The 21,046-nt window shown below is 71.0% G+C and carries 20 protein-coding genes and 1 pseudogene; 8 read left to right on the forward strand and 13 right to left on the reverse strand.

Annotation, left to right across the window (positions count from 1 at the left end; all coding sequences use genetic code 11):
- The 3 genes and pseudogenes from G4D85_RS41395 to espC form a co-directional block, all read right to left on the reverse strand.
- Positions 1-820 (reverse strand): annotated as a pseudogene (locus G4D85_RS41395) (M4 family metallopeptidase); the annotation flags it as partial.
- Between the two features lie 299 nt (positions 821-1,119).
- Positions 1,120-2,115, reverse strand: a complete 996-nt coding sequence (locus tag G4D85_RS41400) for a hypothetical protein (protein WP_205525929.1) — start codon at positions 2,113-2,115, stop codon at positions 1,120-1,122.
- 71 nt (positions 2,116-2,186) lie between these two features.
- Positions 2,187-4,649 carry a serine histidine kinase EspC gene (gene espC / locus G4D85_RS41405; protein ID WP_240359811.1) on the reverse strand — a complete coding sequence of 821 codons (2,463 nt, stop codon included), beginning with the start codon at positions 4,647-4,649 and terminating at the stop codon, positions 2,187-2,189.
- Positions 4,650-4,835: 186 nt separating this feature from the next.
- Here espC and G4D85_RS41410 point away from each other — a divergent pair, with 186 nt between their 5' ends.
- Both G4D85_RS41410 and gvpU read left to right on the forward strand, forming a co-directional pair.
- Entirely contained in the window at positions 4,836-5,057 is a 222-nt protein-coding gene (locus G4D85_RS41410) for a DUF5683 domain-containing protein (protein WP_164019790.1), read from the forward strand.
- A 139-nt stretch (positions 5,058-5,196) separates the two neighbouring features.
- A complete protein-coding gene (gvpU, locus tag G4D85_RS41415) occupies positions 5,197-5,634 on the forward strand; it encodes a gas vesicle accessory protein GvpU (RefSeq protein WP_164019791.1) in 438 nt (145 codons plus the stop codon).
- A 91-nt stretch (positions 5,635-5,725) separates the two neighbouring features.
- On the opposite strand, the gene G4D85_RS41420 is transcribed toward gvpU, so the two are convergent.
- The 4 genes from G4D85_RS41420 to G4D85_RS41435 form a co-directional block, all read right to left on the reverse strand.
- A complete protein-coding gene (locus G4D85_RS41420) occupies positions 5,726-6,019 on the reverse strand; it encodes a hypothetical protein (RefSeq protein WP_164019792.1) in 294 nt (97 codons plus the stop codon).
- A gap of 4 nt (positions 6,020-6,023) precedes the next feature.
- The gene (locus G4D85_RS41425) at positions 6,024-7,553 is read right to left on the reverse strand and encodes a DUF4331 domain-containing protein (RefSeq protein WP_164019793.1); all 1,530 of its coding nucleotides are present in this window, start codon (positions 7,551-7,553) and stop codon (positions 6,024-6,026) included.
- A gap of 152 nt (positions 7,554-7,705) precedes the next feature.
- Entirely contained in the window at positions 7,706-8,833 is a 1,128-nt protein-coding gene (locus G4D85_RS41430; RefSeq protein ID WP_164019794.1) for a HupE/UreJ family protein, read from the reverse strand.
- Positions 8,830-10,050 carry a tetratricopeptide repeat protein gene (locus tag G4D85_RS41435; protein ID WP_164019795.1) on the reverse strand — a complete coding sequence of 407 codons (1,221 nt, stop codon included), beginning with the start codon at positions 10,048-10,050 and terminating at the stop codon, positions 8,830-8,832. The genes G4D85_RS41430 and G4D85_RS41435 overlap by 4 nt, the downstream gene beginning before the upstream one ends.
- A gap of 470 nt (positions 10,051-10,520) precedes the next feature.
- Between G4D85_RS41435 and G4D85_RS41440 the strand changes: the two genes are divergently transcribed.
- Positions 10,521-11,915 carry a sensor histidine kinase gene (locus G4D85_RS41440; protein ID WP_164019796.1) on the forward strand — a complete coding sequence of 465 codons (1,395 nt, stop codon included), beginning with the start codon at positions 10,521-10,523 and terminating at the stop codon, positions 11,913-11,915.
- Positions 11,916-11,917: 2 nt separating this feature from the next.
- Here G4D85_RS41440 and G4D85_RS41445 read toward each other — a convergent pair whose 3' ends face one another.
- Together G4D85_RS41445 and G4D85_RS41450 are read right to left on the reverse strand one after the other, a co-directional pair.
- Positions 11,918-12,484, reverse strand: coding sequence for a hypothetical protein (locus tag G4D85_RS41445; protein WP_164019797.1), 567 nt, complete (start codon positions 12,482-12,484; stop codon positions 11,918-11,920).
- A 94-nt stretch (positions 12,485-12,578) separates the two neighbouring features.
- Entirely contained in the window at positions 12,579-13,193 is a 615-nt protein-coding gene (locus G4D85_RS41450) for a putative glycolipid-binding domain-containing protein (protein ID WP_164019942.1), read from the reverse strand.
- Between the two features lie 167 nt (positions 13,194-13,360).
- Here G4D85_RS41450 and G4D85_RS41455 point away from each other — a divergent pair, with 167 nt between their 5' ends.
- On the forward strand, positions 13,361-14,158 hold the full coding sequence (locus G4D85_RS41455) for a helix-turn-helix transcriptional regulator (RefSeq protein WP_164019798.1): 798 nt from the start codon (positions 13,361-13,363) through the stop codon (positions 14,156-14,158).
- A 57-nt stretch (positions 14,159-14,215) separates the two neighbouring features.
- Here G4D85_RS41455 and G4D85_RS41460 read toward each other — a convergent pair whose 3' ends face one another.
- The 4 genes from G4D85_RS41460 to G4D85_RS41475 all read right to left on the reverse strand — a co-directional run bounded on the left by G4D85_RS41460 (position 14,216) and on the right by G4D85_RS41475 (position 16,903).
- Positions 14,216-14,875 (reverse strand): HAD family hydrolase, encoded by a 660-nt coding sequence (locus tag G4D85_RS41460; protein ID WP_164019799.1) that lies wholly within the window; start codon positions 14,873-14,875, stop codon positions 14,216-14,218.
- Between the two features lie 83 nt (positions 14,876-14,958).
- Positions 14,959-15,540 carry an ExbD/TolR family protein gene (locus G4D85_RS41465; RefSeq protein ID WP_164019800.1) on the reverse strand — a complete coding sequence of 194 codons (582 nt, stop codon included), beginning with the start codon at positions 15,538-15,540 and terminating at the stop codon, positions 14,959-14,961.
- A gap of 25 nt (positions 15,541-15,565) precedes the next feature.
- On the reverse strand, positions 15,566-16,054 hold the full coding sequence (locus G4D85_RS41470) for an ExbD/TolR family protein (RefSeq protein WP_164019801.1): 489 nt from the start codon (positions 16,052-16,054) through the stop codon (positions 15,566-15,568).
- 114 nt (positions 16,055-16,168) lie between these two features.
- Positions 16,169-16,903 (reverse strand): MotA/TolQ/ExbB proton channel family protein, encoded by a 735-nt coding sequence (locus tag G4D85_RS41475; protein WP_164019802.1) that lies wholly within the window; start codon positions 16,901-16,903, stop codon positions 16,169-16,171.
- Positions 16,904-17,229: 326 nt separating this feature from the next.
- On the opposite strand from G4D85_RS41475, the gene G4D85_RS41480 reads away from it, so the two are divergent.
- The 4 genes from G4D85_RS41480 (at position 17,230) to G4D85_RS41495 (ending at position 21,043) form a co-directional block, all read left to right on the forward strand.
- Positions 17,230-18,126, forward strand: coding sequence for a GspE/PulE/PilB domain-containing protein (locus G4D85_RS41480; RefSeq protein ID WP_164019803.1), 897 nt, complete (start codon positions 17,230-17,232; stop codon positions 18,124-18,126).
- 67 nt (positions 18,127-18,193) lie between these two features.
- Positions 18,194-19,708: a DNA-3-methyladenine glycosylase 2 family protein gene (locus G4D85_RS41485; protein WP_164019804.1), complete on the forward strand. Its 1,515-nt coding sequence runs from the start codon at positions 18,194-18,196 to the stop codon at positions 19,706-19,708.
- Complete coding sequence (ogt, locus tag G4D85_RS41490; RefSeq protein WP_205525930.1) at positions 19,701-20,231, forward strand: methylated-DNA--[protein]-cysteine S-methyltransferase; 531 nt, start codon at positions 19,701-19,703, stop codon at positions 20,229-20,231. The genes G4D85_RS41485 and ogt overlap by 8 nt, the downstream gene beginning before the upstream one ends.
- The gene (locus G4D85_RS41495) at positions 20,228-21,043 is read left to right on the forward strand and encodes an isocitrate lyase/PEP mutase family protein (RefSeq protein ID WP_164019805.1); all 816 of its coding nucleotides are present in this window, start codon (positions 20,228-20,230) and stop codon (positions 21,041-21,043) included. The genes ogt and G4D85_RS41495 overlap by 4 nt, the downstream gene beginning before the upstream one ends.
- Positions 21,044-21,046: the final 3 nt, after the last annotated feature.

A 21,046-nucleotide genomic window follows, 5' to 3' on the forward strand; every position in this document is an offset into this window, starting at 1 on the left:
CGTAGTTGGTGTTGACCACGGGGTCAGCGTGCTCCGGCTGACCCTCGGTGCGCACCACCGCGCCCGGCAGGGTGCTGGTGTTGTTGCCGTTGTGCATCCGGCGGTTGAGCGCCTCGTGGATGGTCGGGATGCGCAGCTGCAGGTCGCCCGTCGTCGCGTCCACCAGGAGGATGTCGCGCACGGGGGTACCGTCCGCCTTCTCACCGGTCTGCACCAGCTTGTACATCAGGCGCAGCTCGTCGCCGTCACGCCAGTACACCAGCTCCGCGTCGGGGCTGGTCACGAAGCCCTCGAGGGTCTCACGGTCCGAGGCGGCCGTCTTCGCCGCCGCATCGGCGGAGATGGTGGCCTTCTCCACGGCCTTCAGGTCGCTGCGAACGTTGGTGTTCGCGGCGAAGACCTTGCCGTCGCGCGAGTGCAGACGGAACTCACCGCCGAACACGGGGAGGTCGTTGTGACGCACCGCGAAGCGGTAGTGCACATCGCCCTGCACGTCCTTGTACGCCTTCGTGAAGACGACGTTCGCGGGCGCCAGCTTCAGCAGCGGCGCCACCGTGGCGACCACCGGAGCCAGCTGCGCGGACTGCAGCGACTCGGCGACCGTCGCCTCGATGACGGGCAGCGTGCCCAGCTCGCCACCGATGAAGCTCGCGGCGCCGGACTTGTCCGTCTCGATGACGGTGGCACCGTTCTCCAGCTGCTGAGCTTCGGTCCCCGTCTCGGGAGCCTTCGTGTCAGCCGCCGGAGCGGCCTCGTTGCACGCACCTACGAGAAACGACAGCGCCGCGAAACCAAGCGCTCCACGTACCCTGCTTTGCATCAGTTGCCCCCTTCGAGGAGAGAAATACCTGGGCGGATACAGCTGCAATCAGAGTCTCACGTGTTTTACCTGTTGCTCAAGTACCCCTAGGATTTTCTTGTGTTACTGAACTTCCTACCTAGGTGATGGGTTGTCTAATTTTCTTGGAGAACGGAGAACACGTTCCCCGCGGGCTCCTTGAACCACGCGATGAGAGGGCCCCCGCCCCGGAAGATGCCCTTCACGGGGACGGCCGGGCCAATGACACGCATCCAACGAACCCCCGCCATGCTTCGAGGGGTGTTGGACACGCGAGCCGGCTAGGCGGCCAGGACCTGGAGCCCCCGGAGCAGCTGGCGGGCGGCATCCCGCGAGGGCAGCCCCGCCTGCTCCACCAGCACGGCCTCGGGCTCCTCCTGCTCCACGAGGCGCTCCAGCGTGTGGAGCTCGTCGTGCATCGCCTCACGCACGCGCTGGCGCTCCGCGGCCGTCAGTCGCTCCGCCGCCCAGGCCTCCACGGCCCAGGCCAGCTCGGCATGGCGCAGCTCATCCCCGGCAATCCGCCCCAGCTCCGCGCGCACCTGCGTGTCCCCCGCGTTGCGCGCCTGCCAGCCAGCCACCACCGCGCCATACGTCTCGCGGACGCAGCCCTCGCGCGCGTTCTCCAACAGCATGGCCTCCAGTGAGCGCTCGGCGAAGGGGGCGAGCTCCACCGCGGCCACGGACGCGCCGTGACGCCGGGCCAGCGCCTCCATGGCACGCGTGTGGCGGACCTCCTCGCCCGCCGCGCGCCGGGCCGCCCGGACCAGCGCGTCGGGAGCGCCGTGCGCCTTCAGCTCGTCCGCGAGCCGGAGGAAGGCGGGCACGGAGGCGGCCTCCAGCCACGCCATCTCCGCGAAGAGGGCGCCCAGCGCGCACCGCGCCTCCACCCGCCCCGCCAGCAGCCCCTCGGGATGGCGTCCGTCGGTGCGGCACCCTCCGGGCGCGATGTACCGGCAGGAGTAGGAGAGGTACTGCCCGCTCCCTCCTCCATCCGCATAGCTCCCGGGGCGCGACTCCAGCTCACAGCCCCGGAAGTCGGGCAGGTTCTGCGGCACGCACGCCTCCATGCAGTTGGCGTGCGTGGGCTCGGAGCCATCCGGGACCCACTCCGTGGTCGTCCGGGTGGCCTCCTCGGGGCCGTACGGGATGCAGCCACCGTCGTCCTCGCTTCCGCAGGCCATGTACGAAAGCGTGGGGATGGAGACCAGCAGCCCGGCGAGGGTTCTTCGGAGCCGGCGGTTGGGGGGAAGCGACGGACCTCTGCCATTGCGCATCGTGACGTCTCTCGTGGCGATGTCGGTCCGGCCCCCGTACTCTTGTAACTGGCCCTCTATAGCACGCCGGGCTAGTGCCGCGAGCCTCCCGCGATGGCGGCGACGGGCTCCGGCTCCATCAAGGGCCCTCCGTCCGACAGCGCGGCGTCCACGGTGGCCATCAGCACCTCCGGGCGGACGGGCTTCTCCAGCACGCGGTTGGGCACGTTGTCGATGAAGGCGCGCGACTCCGCCGTGTACGCCCCGCCGGAGATGAACACCACGCGCTCGGCCTGGGAGGGCGCCTGCGCGCACAGGCGGCGGTAGACGGTGGCGCCGTCCGTCTCCGGCATCTGCAAGTCACACAGGATGACGTCGAAGCGGTGGCCCGCCGCCACCAGCGCCAGCGCCTCGCTGCCCCGCGTGGTGGTGACGATGTCGTGGTACGGCTCCAGCAGCAGGCGCATGGACTGCGCCAGGCGCGGCTCGTCGTCCACCACCAGCACGCGTCCCCGGCGGGAGCGGGTGCCAGGCAGCGTCGCACAGGGCACCGGCCGCGAGGGCGTGCTCACCTGCACCGGCGCGGCCGGCAGCAGCATGCTGAAGACGGAGCCCCGGCCCGGCTCGCTGCGCACCTCCAGCTCGCCCCCGTGCGCGCGGACAATCTGCTGGCAGATGGCGAGCCCCAGGCCGGTGCCCTCGCCGGTGGGCTTGGTGGTGAAGAACGGCTCGAAGATGCGGGGCAGCACGTGCGCGGGAATGCCGGCGCCCGTGTCCACCACGTCCACGCGCGCGCGGCCGGTGACGTCCGTGCTGGTGCGCACCCGCACCTCGTTGAGCGTGGGACTGCCCTCGGAGATGGACTGCATGGCGTTCACCAGCAGGTTGAGCAGCACCTGCCCCAGCCGGGCCTCGCTGCCCAGCACGCGAGGCACGGGCCCGAACTCCTCCACCACGCGGGCCCGGTGGCGCAGCGCGTGGCTGACGATGCGCACCGCGGGCGGCACCAGCGCGTTGAGGTCCACCAACCCCCGGTCCTGGTCACTCTGGCGGCTGAACACCTGGAGGTCCCTCACGATGAGGCGGATTCGCTCCGCGCCCTCGAGCGCGCCCCGCACGCCGGTCAGCGCCTCGCGCGTGCCGGGCAGGCTGACCTCGGAGAGGTGGCGCACGGAGGACTCCAGGTTCAGCACGAGGTAGGCCAGCGGGTTGTTGATTTCATGCCCCACGCCCGCCGCGAGCGTGCCCACCGCGGCCACGCGCTCGGCGGCCACCAGCCGGGCCTGGAGCTCCTTGGTGGCGGTGATGTCGCGGTGGGTGGCCACGAAGTGGGTGATGTCCTCTCCGGTGGCGCGCACCGGCGACAGCAGCACCTCGCTCCACAGCAGGCTTCCATCCTTGCGCGTCAGCGGCACCTCCGTGCACAGCGGCTCGCCCGCGAGCAGCGCCGCCCTCACCCGCCGGGTCAGCTCCGGGTCCTGCGTCCCGTAGAGGTCGCATGGGTCCCTGCCCACCAGGTCCTCCAGGCGCTGGCCCACCAGCGTGCCCAGGGCCTCGTTGGCGAACACCGTGCGCAGCGAGCCCGGGGCCAGCACCTCGGCGATGAGGACGCCTTCATGGACGCCGCGCACGGTGGTGCCCAGCAGTTGGAGCTTCTCCACCGCGCGGCGGCGCTCGTCGCTCGCCGCCGCCAGCAGCAGGCCGGTGACGGAGGTGACGGCGACGAAGAGCTGCAGCACCAGCAGGTCCTCCGTCCGCTGGCCGCTGGAGAAGGGCCCCTGCCCATACGCCGTCCCCGCGACGGCGGCGGCGGCGATGGCCAGCGTGGCGGCCGACGCGCCCCCCGCGCCGAAGCGCAGCGCCGCCCAGGCGGACATGGGGAACAGGAGGAAGGTCGCCGCATGCCGCGCGCTGGCCGCCGCGCCGGGGAGGAAGAACACCGTCGCGCCCAGCACCGTGGTGAGGCCCGCCAGCAGGACCGCCTCGTCCCACCGCCGGGGCCACTTCGGCCGCCTCAGCGCCAGGAGCGGCGGCGTCACCACCAGCACACCCATCAGGTCGCCCACCCACCACACCCAGACGGCGTGGCCCAGCTCGTGCCACGGCAGCACGCCCCCGAGCACCAGCGCCAGCGGCCCCACGGAGGAGCTGAGGCCGGTGCACAGGACGCCCGCCCCCGCGCACAGCACCACGACGTCCCGGATGCGCCCCAGGCCACTGTCGAAGCCCGCCCGCCGCAGCAGCAGCGCCCCACCCACGCCCGCGAGCGTGTTGCCCACCGCGACGCCGAGGCCCACCGGGGCCGGCACACCCGTGAGCCACGTGACGAAGAAGGCCCCCAGCAGCACGCCGGGCCAGCGCGACGGCCCCAGCCACACCAGCGCCGCCAGCGCCACGCCGCTGGGAGGCCACACGGGGCTGACATTCCCCCCCACGGTGGCCAGGGAGAGGCCCAGCCGGCCGGCCGCGAAATACACGACGGCCAGGGCCAGCACCTCGATGAGAGGCCTGACGTGGAACGTGCGCGCATTGGCTCGGAGCAGCCCGAAAATCACCCATCCCCCCAGGTCCCGCCTGACGACTGGCGGGTACCTACGGACGCCATGCTAACCGGGTCCGCCCGGCCATTGCACCTGCCCACGGGAGAGCAGGCAGGCAAGCGTCCAGGAACCGATAGCCCGGGCCATGCAATGGGCCGGGGCCGGGTGCGTAGGGAATGACAAGGAGGTTGAACCCAAACGATGTCGCGTCCCGGAATCGCAGCCCTGCTGTCCTTCCTGCTCCCCGGCTTGGGTCAGATCTACAACGGGGACATTCTCCGCGGGGTCTTCTGGCTCATCATCACCCCGGGTGCGTGGATCGGCACCGGTGGGTGCCTCGGCTGGGTGTGCCACATCATCGCCGCCGCCACGGCCTACAGCCGGGCCGAGGACAAGGATAAATACCGCGTCACAGTCGTGTAGCAGCGCGGGCCGGGTTTCCAGAAGGTCGCCGGCCTGTGCCGGCGTCCAGGGGGGCGCCGGCCCGCGTCGTCCCTTTTGCCGCCGCTCGCGGCCAGTCGTTCTCTTGGCTCTGGGATTCACGGGCTGTAGGGTTTCGCCCATGACCCAGCCCACTACGCAGAAGAGCGAGAAGCAGCCCGAGGTCGACTGGTATCTGGAGTCCCTCGTCCACATCGTCACGGCGTCGAAGTCCGCGATGGGCGTGACGCTGTCGGTGGGAGGCACGGTCGTCACCGGCCAGCTCATCAGCGGCAAGGAGTACCTTGAGCTGTCCGCCGGCCAGGTATCCGACGTGTTCAAGCGCCTGGGGGTGTCCGAGGAGGGAGCCAAGGCCATCAAGGAGAGCTTCTCCAAGCCGGCCCAGCAGCTGTACCGCGAGGAGACGGACGCGCAGCCCGCCGGCTATGGCTACATCCACCTGAAGAACGCGCGCATCGTCTCCGGGACGTCCTCCCACGCGCTGGGGGGCTCGCTCTGGCGCAGCCGCCTGTCGGCGGTGGATGGCTTCTCGCTGGGAGAGCTGACGCAGGCTCCCTGACGCACGCGAGCACGCCTGGAAACGACAGGGCCCGGAGCCGGTGGGAAACTCCCACGGCGCCGGGCCCTTTCACTTCACCGCACGGAAGGCGCTACTGGAAGAACGTCTCCGGGAAGGCGTCCGTCGGCTCGGTGTCGACGAAGTTCCGGTTCTCCACCTCCACGGGCGTGCCCGCGGCCGTCGTCTGGTTCTCGATGAGGTCCTTCACGAAGCCGGTGAACTCCGTGCCCGCGTCGGTGCCCGCATCAGGAGCCACGCCCGCGTCGGGGATGGGAGTCGGGAAGGGGCCGGCGCCCGGCTTGTCATCCAGGTCGTCGCTGCATCCGGAGTAGGCCAGGGCGGACCCCAGGGCCAGGATGCAGGCCATCGCTCTGAACTTGCCCATGGCTTCAGGTCCCGTCGCCGTTGGCGCCCGGGTTGGGCGTCCGCAGGTAGGGGAAGGCCGCGTCGAACTGCGACGCGTCCTGGAGCACGGCGTCGTGGAACGGAATGTTGCGCGACGGCGCCTGCGTGTCGTTGGCCAGCAGGTAGCCCATGGACACGCGCAGGGCGATGTCCACCACGTCGTCACCGGGACGGCGGCCGTTGGGGAAGCCCGCCGGGTCACACCCCGTATTGCCCAGGGTGAGCACGCCGTTGACGAAGCAGGCGGCGGCGCCCAGGTTGTTCTGCTGGGCCGAGGCGGTGGCCGGCAGGTCCGTGTTGAGGCGCTGCATCTCCGCCGTGGAGCCGTTGGCGTTGACGTTCGGCACGCCGGTGAGGAAGGCCGCCACCAGGTCCGCGCGGGGGAACACGGTGGGGGCCCGCACTCCGGCCTCGGTGAAGAGCGCCTGGAGCAGCGCGGGCAGCGTGGGGTGCGTGACGTAGTCGGCGAACTGACCGTCGTCCTTGGGCTCGCTGGCGTTGAAGAGGTTCTTGTCCTTGAGGCCGATGACGACCTCGTTGACCAGCGGCATGCCCAGGCGGCTCACCTGCGTCCACGCGCCGCCCTCGCGGGCCGGGCGGGTGAAGGTGGCCTTCGGGTTGAGGGCGCGCGCCTGGCGCACGCTCGCCGAGGTCCACCCGCCGATGACGGGCTGGGTGCCCGCCTTCAGGCAGGAGATGGGGACCTCCAGCGCCAGCGTGGTGATGTTCTTCCTCGCCAGCGGGTTGGGCACCGCGTTGCGGTTGGCGTCGTTGGCGATGACGGAGGCCGGCGCGTTCACCAGGTCGAAGATGGGACCGAGGTTGACGGCGAAGGACTCCTTGCGCTGCCCCACGAACACCTTCGCCTGGCCGGTGCAGCCGGGGATGTTCACGGAGTAGATGTGCTGGCTGGCGTAGGCCCCGTAGGCCGCGGCGTCCCCGAACGTCTTCGTGCCGATGTAGTCCGTCGGCTTGAGGAAGGACGTGGCGCCGCCGGTGGCGTTCGTCACGTCCGCGGCGGTGCCCGTGCGGCGGTTGCCCCGGACGACCTTCAGGCTGAAGGACTCCTCGACGTTGAGCTGGCTGCGGTCCGCCGCGGTGATGGGCCCCACCTGCACGAGCGGCACCGCCACGTTCTTCAGCTGGTCCCCGGTACCGATGGGCAGGGTGGCGCCGTTGCCGCTACCGGACAGGGTGTTGTTGAAGCGGAACTGGAAGGTGATGTCCTCGACGGCATCACCCGAGTTGTCGATGTGGATTTCGTACAGCGCATCCGGGTCCAGCATGAAGTAGTTGGGCCCGCCGTACGCGTCCTGCAGGGGCAGGTAGTTGGCAATCAGGGTGACGTAGTCCTGACGGCCCGTCTCGTAGCTGCGGAACATGTAGAAGTCGGTGCCGTCCACCTTGGGCATCTCGGTGATGAACGGCGCTTCCCGGTGACTGGATGCCAGGGCGCCAGGGGCACCCAGGGCGGTCGCGACGGTCAATGCCGCCGCGAGCTGTTTCGCTCTCATTCGCTTCTCCTGTTGTGGTGTGGGGTTGAAACAGGGACTGCACCGGGGCACGCAGCCGAGACCGATTGCACCTCCGGTCCTGGCTTTACGGACGCACCGCTTGCGCGGATGCGCGCGCAATCGCGCCACTGTCCCGGCGCGCGGGCTTCGCGTCAGGTGATGAACACCGTCACGCCGAACGCGCGCTCGGCGAGCCAGGCGCAGGCCACCACGGCGATGGCGACCGAGCCGCCGACGAACACCGCGCGCCGGTAGAGCACCGAGCCTCGAAGGACGAAGGCCAGCGGAAGGAAGCCGGCCACGCAGGCCAGCTGCCCCAGCTCCACGCCCACGTTGAAGCCGAGCAACGTGACGGCGAGGCTACCCGCGGGAAGCCCCAGGTCCGCGAGCGTGGACGCGAAGCCGAAGCCGTGCAGCAGGCCCAGCGCGAGCGCCGCCACCCAGCGCGTGCCCCGCACCACGGGGAAGACGTTGTTGAGCGCGGCGGCGATGACGCTCACGGCGATGGCGGACTCGACGAAGCGCGAGGGCAGCGACACGAGGCCCAGCACGGCGGCGCTCAGCGTGAGCGAGTGGGCCACGGTGAAGGCGGACACCACCTTCACCACGTCCCGCAGCGCCGGGCCGAAGCGCGCCACGGGCACCCAGCGGCCATCCGCCTCCCGGCGCAGCACCGACGGCAGCAGCAGGGCGAAGAGGAAGAGCAGGTGGTCCAGTCCCTCGAAGATGTGCACCACGCCCTGCACCACCATCTCCCCGAAGCGGCGCCAGGGCGACAGCCCGTCCAGCGCCACCCGCGCGACATGGCTCGAAGCGGAGAGGACCAGCGTCTCGCTGCCGCCCGCCCCGCCCACCTGGACGATGCCGCGGTGCTGCGAGTCCCGGTCGAACAGGAGCGAGTAGTCCACGTCCAGCACCCCCGGCGTCGCCGGGCAGCGCGCGCTGAAGTCCAGCACCGCGTAGGCCCCGTCCGAGTGCCGCACCACGCGCGGGGCCCCGCCCGGCTCCAGCGAGCAGGGGGCGCCGTCCGCGCCCAGCGCCAGGCGCCCGAGCACATAGCCGGTGACGTCCGCCTGGCGCGCGCGCAGCTCGCCCCAGGTGATGGTGCCGTCCCCTTCCGCGTCCAGCGCGAGGACTTCGTCCAAGTCCCTCAGCGCCACGTCCCACCGGCCGGAGACGCCGCTGCCGTCGCGCATCAGGTGCAGGTAGCTGTCGCTCGGCTTGTGCGCGAGCGCGGACAGGGGAGCGAGCAACAGCAACAGCGAGACAAGGCGGCTCAAGGCAGGCTCCTGCGCACGCGCGAGGCGAGCTCCAGCACGACGGGGTCCTCGGCGCCGCGGGCCTGGAGGAACTCCAGGGCGGGTGCCGCGGCCTCCGGTTGGCCCGCGGCGAGCGCGGCCTCCAGCAGCAGGCGCACGTCCCACGGCTCGCGCTGCGCCTCCCACGAGGCCCGCGCCAGCGCGAGGGCCTTGTCCGGCGCCTTCTCCACATGGAGCGCGAACCGGGCCTCCTCGCGCGCGTGCAGGCCGTCTCCGCGCAGGCGGCTGGCCGCGTAGCGCTCGGCCAGCTCGGCGGCGAGCGGGGCGGCCTCGGGCGAACCGAGCGCCGTCTCCGCGAGCACGAGGCGCAGGAGCTGGTTGTCGTCCCCGGTGTGGCCGCGCACGAGCGTCGCCGCCTCGCGCGGGCGCCCCAAATCCAACAGCAGGTCCGCGTAGGCGGCGCGCGTATAGGCGTCCTTCGCGTCCATCGCGAGCGTGCGGACGAAGAGCTTCTCCGCGCGCGCCGTGTCACCCGCGCGCGCGGCGGCCTCGGCCAGCGTGGAGAGCGCCCAGGCCTCCGCCTCCGGCCCCGGACTCCCCCGGGCCAGCGCGTCCGCGAGCAGCGCGTAGGCCCTGCGCGAGCGGCCGGCGAGGCTCTCCACCTGGGCCTCGCACACGGTGGCCGTCAGCGGCCCGGCCAGGGCGGCCAGCGGCGCGCAGCTCCGGGACGCCTCGGCGTGCTCGCCGCGCACGCCCAGCACGACGGCGCGCGTCAGCCACGCCTGCGCGTCGCCCGGGTCCTCGCGCACGACCGCGTCGAGGTCCGCCAGGGCGGCGGAGAACTCGTGCCGGCCCTGGAGGATGGTGGCGCGCAGCAGCCGCACTCCGGGCGGCGGGGTGGGCGCGTCCCACCACGGCGCGAGCGCCGCCTGGGCCCGGCCGAGGTAGCGCGGGTCTCCCAGCGCGCGACTCTCCTCGATGTCCAGCCGTGCCAGGCGCAGCGCCAGGTCGAGCTGTCCGGGCTGGTCCGCCAGGGCGCGCCGCAGCGAGGCCCGCTCCCGGGCGCGCGCATCGCCCGCGGTGGCCGGCACGCGCTCCAGCACCACCGCGTCCGAGGTGGGGGTGAAGGGCACACGCTCCCCTGCGGGAGGGCTGCTGTCACACCGGAGCGCCAGCAGCGCGGCCCCGGCGACGGCGAGGCGGAAGGCGACGCGGGGGCGAAAAATCGGGGCTCGCATGTCTTGCCCCAGTACGCCGCCCGCACGGGAACGGATTCACGGCAGGTGTCACGGAGCCTTGCCCGGCACAGCTACGCCTCAGCGGGTGATGGCTTCCGAACAGTCCCGCACCCGCGTGCAGAGCGCTTCAGACGCGACGCGACGCCGCGAGTGCGGGAGCACGGCCCGCGTCCCGCACGCCCGGAGCAGGAGACCGGACAGGCGGGGAGATCCACCCGACCACCGACCGCGCAATACCTCGTGGCCCGGCAGTGACCCGGCAGAACCCGAGGGAGCCTTCCACAGCTGAACCGAGCAAGACGTTCCATGCACGACGGACCTTCACCGCTGTGCAGTGCATCCAGGCGGCCCAGGTGCTCCCGGCGAGACAGCCGGGCGGCCCTGGGCCGTGGTGTTGAAGCAGGTCCTTCCATGGTCGCGGCATTTTCCACCGCGTATTTGACGCGCTGCCAGAGGAGTCCTTCTTGCACATGACCGCACCGTCACTTCAGGAGCGCACGGTCCGGCTTCACGCATCTCAGTTGCAGGGTATCCGGCGGAGGGTGGATGGGCTGTTCGCGGGGTTGATGGCGGGCCAGTGGGTGTGCGGAGTGCTGGTGGCGCTGGCCTTCTCGCCCCTGGCCTGGGAGGGGAAGCGCACGGCGCTGTCGCACGTGCAGACGGCCGTGTTGCTCGGCGCGGCCCTCTGCGTCCTGCCCCTGGTGCTGGCGCGCTGCTGGCCGGGCACCCTGCCCGCGCGGCAGGTGATGGGCGTGGCGCAGCTGCTCTGGTCGGCGCTGTTCATCCACCTGACGGGCGGGCGCATCGAGACGCACTTCCACATCTTCGCGTCGCTGGCGCTGCTCGCCTTCTACCGGGACGCGTGGGTGCTGCTGTCCGCGAGCGCCACCACCATCCTGGACCACTTCGCGCGGGGCCTGCTGTGGCCGGAGTCCGTCTACGGCACGGCGGACCCGGCCTGGTGGCGCTTCCTGGAGCACGCCTTCTGGGTGGCCATCACCAACGTCGTGCTCCTCGCGGCGTGCCGCGTCTTCCAGCGCGAGTCCCTGGAGTCCGCCGAGCGCCGCGCGGAGGTGGAGCTGGCGCACGAGCAGAAACTCCACACGCAGCAGCAGGCGCTGGTGCGCGCCGAGCAGGAGCTGCGCGACTTCCAGCAGCAGTACTCCCGCATCGAGAAGCTGGCCAGCATGGGGCAGCTGGCCGCCAGCATCAGCCATGAGCTGCGCAACCCGCTGGCCGCCGCGCGCACGGCGCTGTCCTGCGTCCTGCTGCGGGTGGCGAACCTGCAGGACGCGCTGACGGACTCGCGCATCCTCCACTTCCTGGACGTCACCGAGCGCGAGCTGGCGGTGTGCGCCCGCATCATCTCCGACGTGCTGGACTTCGCGCGCGAGCGACCGCCCCAGCTCACTCCCTGCGCGCTGCGCCCCCTGGTGGACGAGGTGCTCGGGGTGGTGCCCACGCGTGCGGGGGTGCGACTCCTCAACGGTGTGCCGGAGTCGCTCCCGGTGCCACGGCTGGACCGCGAGCTGTTCCGCATGGTGCTGGTGAACCTGGTGCAGAACGCCGTGGAGGCGGTGCCCCCGGGGAGCGGCGGCACCGTGCGCGTCCACGCCGAGGGAGGCGAGGCGGCGCCCTGGCGCCTCCGCGTGGTGGACGACGGGCCGGGGATTCCCGCCGAGGTGCTGCCGAAAATCTTCGAGCCGCTCTTCACCACCAAGACGCAGGGCACGGGCCTGGGGCTCGCCATCGTCTCCGCGCTGGTGCACAAGCATGGCGGCACGCTCTCCGTGCGGAGCGAGGTGGGCCAGGGGACGGAGTTCCTCATCGAGCTGCCCTCCGAGGCGCTCGCACGGACCGCGTGACGTCAGGCGCCCGGGGGCCTCGGAGTCGTGCGGCGCCTGCAGGGCATCTCCTGCGTCACGCGCCAGGTGGCGCCACCGTCCTTGGACAGGAGGCCACGCCAGACGAAGGTGTCCTCGGTGATGGTGGTGAACATCCAGCGCAAGAGGTGACCGTCCGGGTCCGTCCCCTCGATGTGGATTTCGTCGCCCACAGGTCTACCCTTCAGGACGGAGAGGAACCCGGTGGTGGCACCCAGCCAGATGACCCGCCAGTGGTCCGCCTTCGCGTCGTAGTGGCGCAGCGTCGTACCGATGCGCCGCTCGCCCACCGCCGCGCTCAGGCCAGCCTCGGCGTTGGGATAGATGAGCACGTCCTGGATGACGCGGCCGTCGAGGGCCCAGGAGAAGGACCACTCTCCGGGCTGGCGGAACACTTCCGTGCCGTCCTCGCCGTAGAACACCACCTCCGCGTTCCAGGCGCCGACGAAGCGGCCGAACAGGTTCAGCTTCTCCGCGAGCGCAGGCATGGGCCCCTCGGCACGCAGCAACTCCAGCGCCCGCTCGGAGAGCGGCGACTCGTGATGCAACATGATGACTTCCTCCATGCGAATGGACAGACACGGGCTCCACGCGGCGGCGGGCCCGGGGCCTGTCGCTTCGCGTACCGCGTGCTGGGTCACTTTGTCAGCGCTTCGTGAAGGCGACGCGCTCCCAGCCGGGCGGGTAGTTCAGGACGAGCCCCAGCTCATCCGTCTCCACCTCGGCCACGAAGCTGCCGCCCCGGCTCTCGTACCTGTAGCGGGTGGACGTCAGCCGCGTGTACCGCTGGGGCAGCGGCTCCAGCGAGAGGTCCGGCATGCGGACCCACACGGCCGTCACATCGCTCCCCTGCCCCACCTCCAGTGACAGCCGGCGGATGGGCAGCGTGTTGGTGGAGGGCGTGAAGCTCAGGTCGACGTCGGAGCACCCACGGAACTGGGGCAACTCATCCCCGCCCCGCCACCAGCGCCGCTGCGCGTCCACGCGGAGGGTGAGCGACTGCTCCACGTCCCCGCGCTTCAGCAAGATGCGGGCCTCGTGCGTCAGCCACTGCCTGTCACACAAGACGGTGTAGTCCACCGCGTACGGCAGGCCGCCCTCCGCGAGCACCACCGAGCCGGCCAGCATCCATCCGTCCGTGGACTCGCGGAGCTCGAAGTACTCGCTCCCCGGTGAATCCCTCCGATTCCAGACGAGCGCGCGGAGACACCGCGACGTGGGGGCCGTGCCAGAAGTCACTTCGGTCCGCTGGGAGGTCATGAGCAGGGTCCCCGCGAGGGAGAGGAAGGTCCGTCGGTACATCGCCGCGGTGAAGACGCACGGTAGTGAGGGCGGACGCGGCCGTCTTACAAATCCTTGCTCCCGACGTTCCGGAGCACACGCTCGCAGCCCTTGTCGGACCCGCCGGGCCGCGACATCTTTGGGCGATGCCGCGCCTTCACGCCTCGCCCCTGCTCCGGGAACCGGACCTCCAGCTCTCGCGAGTGACCTGCGACGGCCACGACGGCCCGCGCCTCCAGGAGGAGTGCTCGGACGGCGAGGGACTCGTGCTCGCGCTGCATGGCCGCTTCCAGTTCCGCGACGCGACGACGCGCGCGGTGGTGGGCCCGGGCGTCGGCCTGCGGACACGCGCGCACCAGCCCTGCGAAATCAGCCACCCCCACGGAGGTGGAGACGCCTGCCTCTCCGTGCGCGGCCCCTGGGTGTTCCGGTGGATGGACCCGGACACGAGGACCTTCCCGGTCAGCGCGGAGGCCTACGTGAGACTCCAGGCCGTGCTGGCCCGGGTGGCCCGCCAGGAGCCGGTGGAGCGCCTCCAGGTGGAGGAGGCCCTCTGCGCGGTGGTGTCCCCGCCCACGAGGCCGGAGCGCGGAGACGCGCCTAACACGCGCGAGCAAACCATCGCCGGGACGATTGCCCACTCGGTGGCGCTCCGCTTCGACGAGCGCCTCTCCCTGGAGGCGCTGGCGCGGGGCGCGGGCGTGTCCGTCTTCCATGCGTGCCGGGTGTTTCGCCGGGTGATGGGGACGGGCGTCCACCAGCACCAGCAGGAGGTCCGCCTGCGGCACGCACTCGCCCTGCTGCTGGACACGCGGCTGCCGCTGGCCGAGGTGGCGCTGGAGGCCGGCTTCGCCAACCAGGGCCACCTGGGCAACGCCTTCATGCGCCGCTACGGACGCACTCCGGGAGCCACCCGGAAGGGCCTGCCGCCCCTGAGCCCCTGACCGCTACAGGCCATGCATCCACAAGAGCCCGAACCGACATGACGAGCAGTCCCGCCCTCAAGTGAGGCGCGCGTCGCGCAGCGCCGCCAGCAGCTCGTCCGCGGTGGTGGCCACCGCGCGCGCGCCGTGGGCCTGGAGCTCATGACTCCGGAAGCCCCAGGTGACGCCCACGCCGTACATGCCCGCCGCGCGCGCCGTGTCCATGTCGACGGCGGTGTCTCCCACGAAGCCACACGCACCGGGCGTCACGCCCAGCTCCGCCGCCAGGGCCAGCGCCGCCGTGGGGTCCGGCTTGCGCGGCACGCCCGGCCGCTCGCCATACACGGCGACGAAGGGCACGCCCGGCAGCAGCTTCGCGACCAGCCGCTTCACGAAGCCGTCCGACTTGTTGCTCAGCACCGCCATCCGCACACCCGACTCCGCCAGCGCCGCCAGCACCCCCGTGACACCGGGGTACGGCGCCGTCCGGTCGAAGAGGTGCGCGTCGTAGTGCGCGCGGTAGGCGGCCAGCACCGGCTCGTGCAGGTCCTCGCGCCCGGCCGGCACGGCCCGGTGCACCAGCTCCTTCACGCCCTCACCGACGAAGCGCAGGTAGTCCGCCTCCGGGTGCGTGGGCACGCCGTGCTGCGCCAGCGCGTGGTTCATCGCGTCCGCGATGTCGCCCAGCGAGTCCACCAGCGTCCCATCGAGGTCGAAGACAACGGCACGAAGCTGCATGGGATGAGGTCTCCAGAAAAAACGAAAACGCCCCGGCCGGTGGGCCAGGGCGTTCGGGGCTTCGGGCCCGCTTCAGTTGCCGGCTACGGCGTCACCTGGGCCGTGGGGCCCGCGGGCGCGTCGCCAGCGACGGTCATCACCGCGAAGTTGATGTTGTTGTAGCCGGCCGTGGCGCAGCTGAACATCACCCGCTTGATGATGGAGTACTCGACGTCCTTGTGGCCCTGGATGTTGATGTCACCCTTGAAGCCACCCGCGTCGTCCTTCGCCATGGCGTGGAGGTCCTCGTACTGCTTCTTCATGTCCCGCAGCTTCTCCTCCAGCGCGGGAATGTTGAGGTACTCGTCCTTGGAGAAGTCTTCGACACGGCCGACGATGGTGCCCGACACGCTGATCTGGTCGTTGGACACCATGACGACAGGGTGCATCTCCACTTCCTTGACGTTGATCGCCTCGGGAAGCTCGATGTCCTTGGTCATCATCAGCACCTCGCCCGTCGCGGAGAAGTTCGCGATGAGGAAGAGCACGATGATGACGAACATGTCGACGAGCGGGGTGATGAGGAGGTCGGCGTAGCCGCTCTTCTTGCCGTGTGCGCCGTGTCCGAACACCTTGGAGTGCTGGAGGCGCTTGCCGTACCGCTTGCCTGGGACCTGGATGGCCATGACGTGTGTTTAGCTCCGTGTACGGCTAGCCCATCGCCGCGGACACCGACACCTGGGGCAACCCGGAGCCGATGCACTCGTCGATGATACGGACCAGGTCCTCGTACCGGACCTTGTCCTCGGGCTGCAGGGTGATGGCGGTCTGGTCCGGCAGCTGCGCCTTCAGTTCCTTGAAGCGCGCCACCAGCTTGGTCAGGTCCGTCTTGCCCTTGGCATCCTTGGTGAGGGGAATCGGGTCGAAGGCGCTCTGGTCCGCCGTCAGCCGCAGCTCGGTGGGAGTAATCAGCAGGTTGAGCTGGACCGTCTTGAGCTGCTCTTCCTTCTGTTGCTCCTCCTCCGTGGAGGGGCCTCCCGCCTGGGAGACCTGGAGCCGGCCAATCTGGGTCCAGACCGCCGTCATGATGAGAAAGCTGATGGTCACTGCCATCAGGTCGATAAACGCGGTCAGGTTGATGGCGACGTCGAGCGACTTCTTGCCCTTGCCACCTTGACCTGTGTCCATTCCGCCGGCCATGGCACTCTCCTCCTGGGGCCGGGCTCAATGAAGAGCCGGTGAGATTCAGTGGGCGCGCCGTGCGTCCCCTCGCGGGGACAGGACAGCGCGCCCGGGCTCCGGGTTCCCGACCGACTACTCCTCGTCGCGGGGCGCGGGGACGTTCATGTTCTTGAACTTGTCCTTGTTCGCCACGATGAGGTTGAGGACGGAGACGCTGGTCTCGTTGATGTCGTTGATGAGCGACTGGGTGCGGCCCATCAGCACGGAGAAGGCCACCAGCGCGGGGATTGCGGTCACCAGCCCGAAGCCCGTGCAGTTCATGGCTTCAGAAATACCGTTGGCGAGAATGGTCGCCTTGTCGGCCGGGTTCACGTTGGCCACGGCCTCGAAGCAGGAGATGAGACCGGACACCGTGCCGAGCAGACCGGCGAGCATCGCCGCGTTGCCGAGCATGGCGAGGTAGCCGGTGCGGGCCTCCAGGCGGGGCGTCTCGCGCAGGCTCGCCTCGTCCAGGGCGGCCTGGACCTCGTCGTTGCCCTTCGGCACGTTCATCAGGCCGGCCTTGATGACGCTGGTGAGCGGGGTGACCTTCTGGCCGGCCACGTAGTTGATGGCCTTGTCCAGGTCACCGGCGTAGATGTGCTTCTTCAGCCCACGCAGGAAGGCTTCCTTGTTGATGGAGGCCTTGCCGAACAGGACGATGCCGCGCTCGACCATGATGGCGAGTGCGATGACGAGGCACACGGCGATGGGGTACATGCCCCACTGACCGGCCTCCCAGCGCTTCGCCAGCTCCTCGAAGAGGCCACGCTCGGGGCCGCCGGTGTTCGCAAGTACGGTCAGATTCGTCAGATACCCCAGGTTCATCGCTTGATGCCTCCACTAGGCGGCTGGGCCCGCTGAGGCGGGCCTTACATGCCTGCCGCCCCCCCGGGCGGATGATCCACCCTCATGGGCGGCAGGAATGCTCGTTGAAAACGGTGTGCCGACTTTAGGAATGCAAGGCAGGGGTGTCAAGGCACGCCCAGGCGACGTTAAGTGCTGAAATCTCACAGGAATTTTGCGCCGGACCACCCCTTGCCAGGTGGTTACCCCAGCAACAAGGCGAGCATTTCCGGGGGGATTCCCAAAGGGCATTCAATGTGACACGGCGCCCGCTTCCGGGGCCCTGGAACGCGTGCTAATGCGCCGCCATGGCGAGGAAGCGCATTGGCGAGCTGCTGCTGGAACAGCGGGCGATCAGCGTCGCGCAGCTCGAAGTGGGGCTCCAGGCACACCGGAAGTCGGGGCAGCGGCTGGGGGCCACGCTCATCGCGCAAGGCGCGATTACGGAGGCCACGCTGGCGGGCGCGCTGAGCCAGGCGCTGGGCATGCCCCAGGTGGACCTGGCGGCGATCACCCCGGAGTGGGCGGCGGTGCACCTGCTGCGCGCGCGCTTCTGTGAGCAGCACGATTTGTTCCCCATCGCACTGGAGAGCGTGGGCGGACGGCGCCAGCTCGTGGTGGCGATGAGTGATCCGCTCAACGTGACGGCGGTGGAGGAAATCGAGTTCACCACCGGCCTCAAGGTGAGCCCGCGCGTGGCGGCGCTGTCGGCGGTGCGGAGCGCGATTCTGCGCTACTACCACAAGGTGCCGGTGGCGGTGGCGAACGGGGCGGGAGCGGCGGCCCCGGCTCCGTCGGCCCGGCCCTCCGTGGCGGCAAGGCCCCCGGCCGCACCCGCGAGGCCGGCGGCCCCGGTGGCGAAGGCCGCGCCCCCTCCGGAGGAGGAGGATGAGGTCATCGTCGGGGAGGAGCTGCCGCCGGGGGAGACGACCCAGCGCACGTCCCTGGCGGAGTTGATCCGCGAGCGGGAGGAGCAGCGGAAGCAGCGGCGCGGGCAGGCGGCCGCCGCGAAGCCGAAGCCCGCGGCGAGCGGTGGCGGCATGCTGGACGACCTGGACTACCTCTTCGGGCAGGCCCGCGAGGACCCGGACCGCATCGAGGAGCTGGAGCGGAAGTTCTGGGCGCTGATGCGGATCATGGCGCGCAAGGGATTGCTGTCGAAGGAGGAGTTCACCCGCGAGCTGGACGACGAGGGCGAGCGCTGACAGGCCGGGGGTGTCCATGTCCGAAAACCGCGAGAGCGCTTCCACGGGACGTGAGAAGTGTCCGCGCATGGACCTGCTCGACCGCGACGCCTGCTACCGCGTCCTCCAGACCCGCGATGCCCGGTTCGACGGACGGCTGTTCGTCGGGGTGACGTCGACGGGCATCTACTGCCGGCCGGTCTGCCCGGCGCGGACGCCGTACCTCCAGAATTGCCGCTTCCATGCCTCGGCGGCCGCCGCGCAGGAGGCGGGCTTCCGCCCCTGCCTGCGCTGCCGTCCGGAGACGGCGCCAGACCTGGCGTCCTGGCGTGGCACGTCCAACACCGTGTCCCGGGCCCTGGCCATCATCGCGGAGGGAGGGCTCGACGGGGACGAGGCGGGCGTGGACGCGTTGGCCGAGCGGCTGGGCGTGGGCGGGCGCCAGCTTCGCCGGCTGTTCAAGCAGCACCTCGGGGCCTCGCCGGTGGCCGTGGCGCAGACGCGGCGGGTGCTGTTCGCCAAGCAGCTCATCCAGGAGACGCGGATGCCCATGGCGGAGGTGGCGCTCGCCGCCGGCTTCGGCAGCATCCGGCGCTTCAACGAGACGTTCCAGGGCCTGTATCAACGCCCGCCGAGCGCGCTGCGCCGCAAGGCCCAGACGGAGCTGCCGGCGGGCTCCGTCGCGGAGGCGGGGGTGACGCTCCGGCTCCGCTACCGTCCGCCCTATGACTGGCCGGCGATGCTCGCGTACCTGGAGGCGCGCGCCATCGACGGCGTCGAGCAGGTGGTGGGCGGGCTGTATCGGCGGACCGTGTCGCAGGACGGGCGGCTGGGGACGGTCGAGGTCCGACACGAGCCGGCGCGTGACAGCCTGGCCGTCACGGTCCGCGTCCCCAGCGTGCAGTCGCTCCCGGCCATCCTCGCCCGCGTGCGGCGGGTGTTCGACGTGGGCGCGGACATCGAGACCATTGGCGCGCACCTCGCGAGGGACCCGTTCCTGGCGCCCCTGCTGGCGCTGCGCCCGGGCCTGCGCGCTCCGGGCGGCTGGGACGGCTTCGAGCTCGCGGTGCGCGCCATCCTCGGGCAGCAAGTCACGGTGGTCGCCGCGCGGCAGCTCGCCGGACGGCTGGTGGCGCTCTGTGGTGAGACGCTGCCGGAGACGGCCAGCCTCCATGCGGGGCTGTCCCGCACGTTCCCCTCCCCCGCGCGCGTGGCGGCGACCGACCTTGGCGCGCTGGGCATGCCCGCGGCGCGGCGGGCGGCGCTCAAGGCGATGGCGGAGGCGGCGCTCGCGGACGCGCAGTTGTTCCATCCCTTCGGAACGGTGGAGGAGGCCATTGCACGACTGCGCTCCATTCGCGGGGTGGGCGAGTGGACGGCGCAGTACATCGCGCTGCGCGCGCTGCGGGAGACGGACGCGTTTCCGGCCAGCGACATCGGCCTGCTCCGGGGCGCGGCCAATGATGCGGGCGAGCGGCCGACCCCCGAGGACCTGCTGCAACGCGCGGAGCCCTGGCGGCCGTGGCGGGCATATGCCGCGCAGCACCTGTGGGCCGCCGATGCGGTGGCGAGCCAGCGTGCCCGGGAGGCCCGTCATGGCTGAGCCCCTGCGCCTGCTCATCGATAGGACGGACACGCCCATCGGCGAGCTGGTCATCGTCGCGGACCGTGAGGGACGGCTGCGCGCCATCGACTGGACCGACTACGAGGCGCGCCTGCTCCGGCTGCTGCGCCTGCACTACGGGGAGCACGGCTTCGTGCTCGAACCGGAGCGGAACCCCGGCGGCCTCACGCAGGTGATGCGCGCCTGGTTCACGGGAGACCTCGGCGTCATCGCCAGCCTGCCGGTGGAGACGGGCGGAACGCCCTTCCAGCGAACCGTGTGGGCGGCCCTGCGCGAAATCCCCTGCGGAACCACGGTGTCCTACTCCGAGCTCGCGCGCCGCATCGGCCGGCCCGCCGCCGTGCGCGCGGTGGGGATGGCGAATGGCGCGAACCCGGTGGGCATCGTCGTCCCATGTCATCGCGTGGTGGGCGCCAATGGCACGCTCACCGGCTATGGCGGCGGACTCGAGCGGAAGCGCTGGCTGCTGGCTCACGAAGGCTATCGAAAGGAAGTCCCATGACGTCGCCCCAGTCCATGAACGCCCAGGTGTTCCGCCGGCTGCACACCGAAGGGTTGCTGCTCCTCACCAACGCCTGGGATGCCGGGAGCGCGCGGCTGATGGAGAGCCTGGGCGCGAAGGCCGTCGCCACCACCAGCGCCGGAGTGGCCTGGGCGCACGGGTACGCGGACGGAGACCACCTGCCGGTGCGGCTGCTGGCCACCACGGTGACGGAGATTGCCCGCGTCATCCGGGTGCCGCTCACCGTGGACGTGGAGGGCGGCTATTCGAGCGACCCCGCCGCGGTGGCCGAGGCCGTGGCCACGGTCATCGATGCAGGCGCGGTGGGAATCAACATCGAGGACGGCGCGGGCACGCCGGACCTGCTCTGCGCGAAGCTCGAGCAGGTGAAGCGCGTCAGCGCCCGGCTCGGAGTGGACCTGTTCGTGAATGCCCGGACGGACGTCTACCTGCGCGGGCTGGCGCCCAAGGGCCGACAGGTCGAGGAGACGCTGGCGCGCGCCGAGCGCTACCGCGCGGCGGGGGCCGATGGCCTCTTCGTCCCCGGCGTCGTGGACGCCGCTGAAATCCGCGCGATTGCCTCGGCGGCGGGACTGCCGCTGAACGTGATGGCGCGGCCGAGCCTGCCTTCTCCCTCGGAGCTGGAGGCGCTGGGAGTCCGGCGCCTGAGCGCGGGGTCATCCATCTCCGAAGCCGTCTTCGGCAGGGCGGCGGCGCTCGCCACGGCCTTCCTGCGTGACGGAGCCACCGCCCCGTTGACCGAGGGCGCCATGCCCTACTCCAAGGTCAACGCGCTCATGGCTCCGCGCTGAGCC

The organism is Pyxidicoccus trucidator (assembly GCF_010894435.1).
Lineage (GTDB): Bacteria > Myxococcota > Myxococcia > Myxococcales > Myxococcaceae > Myxococcus > Myxococcus trucidator.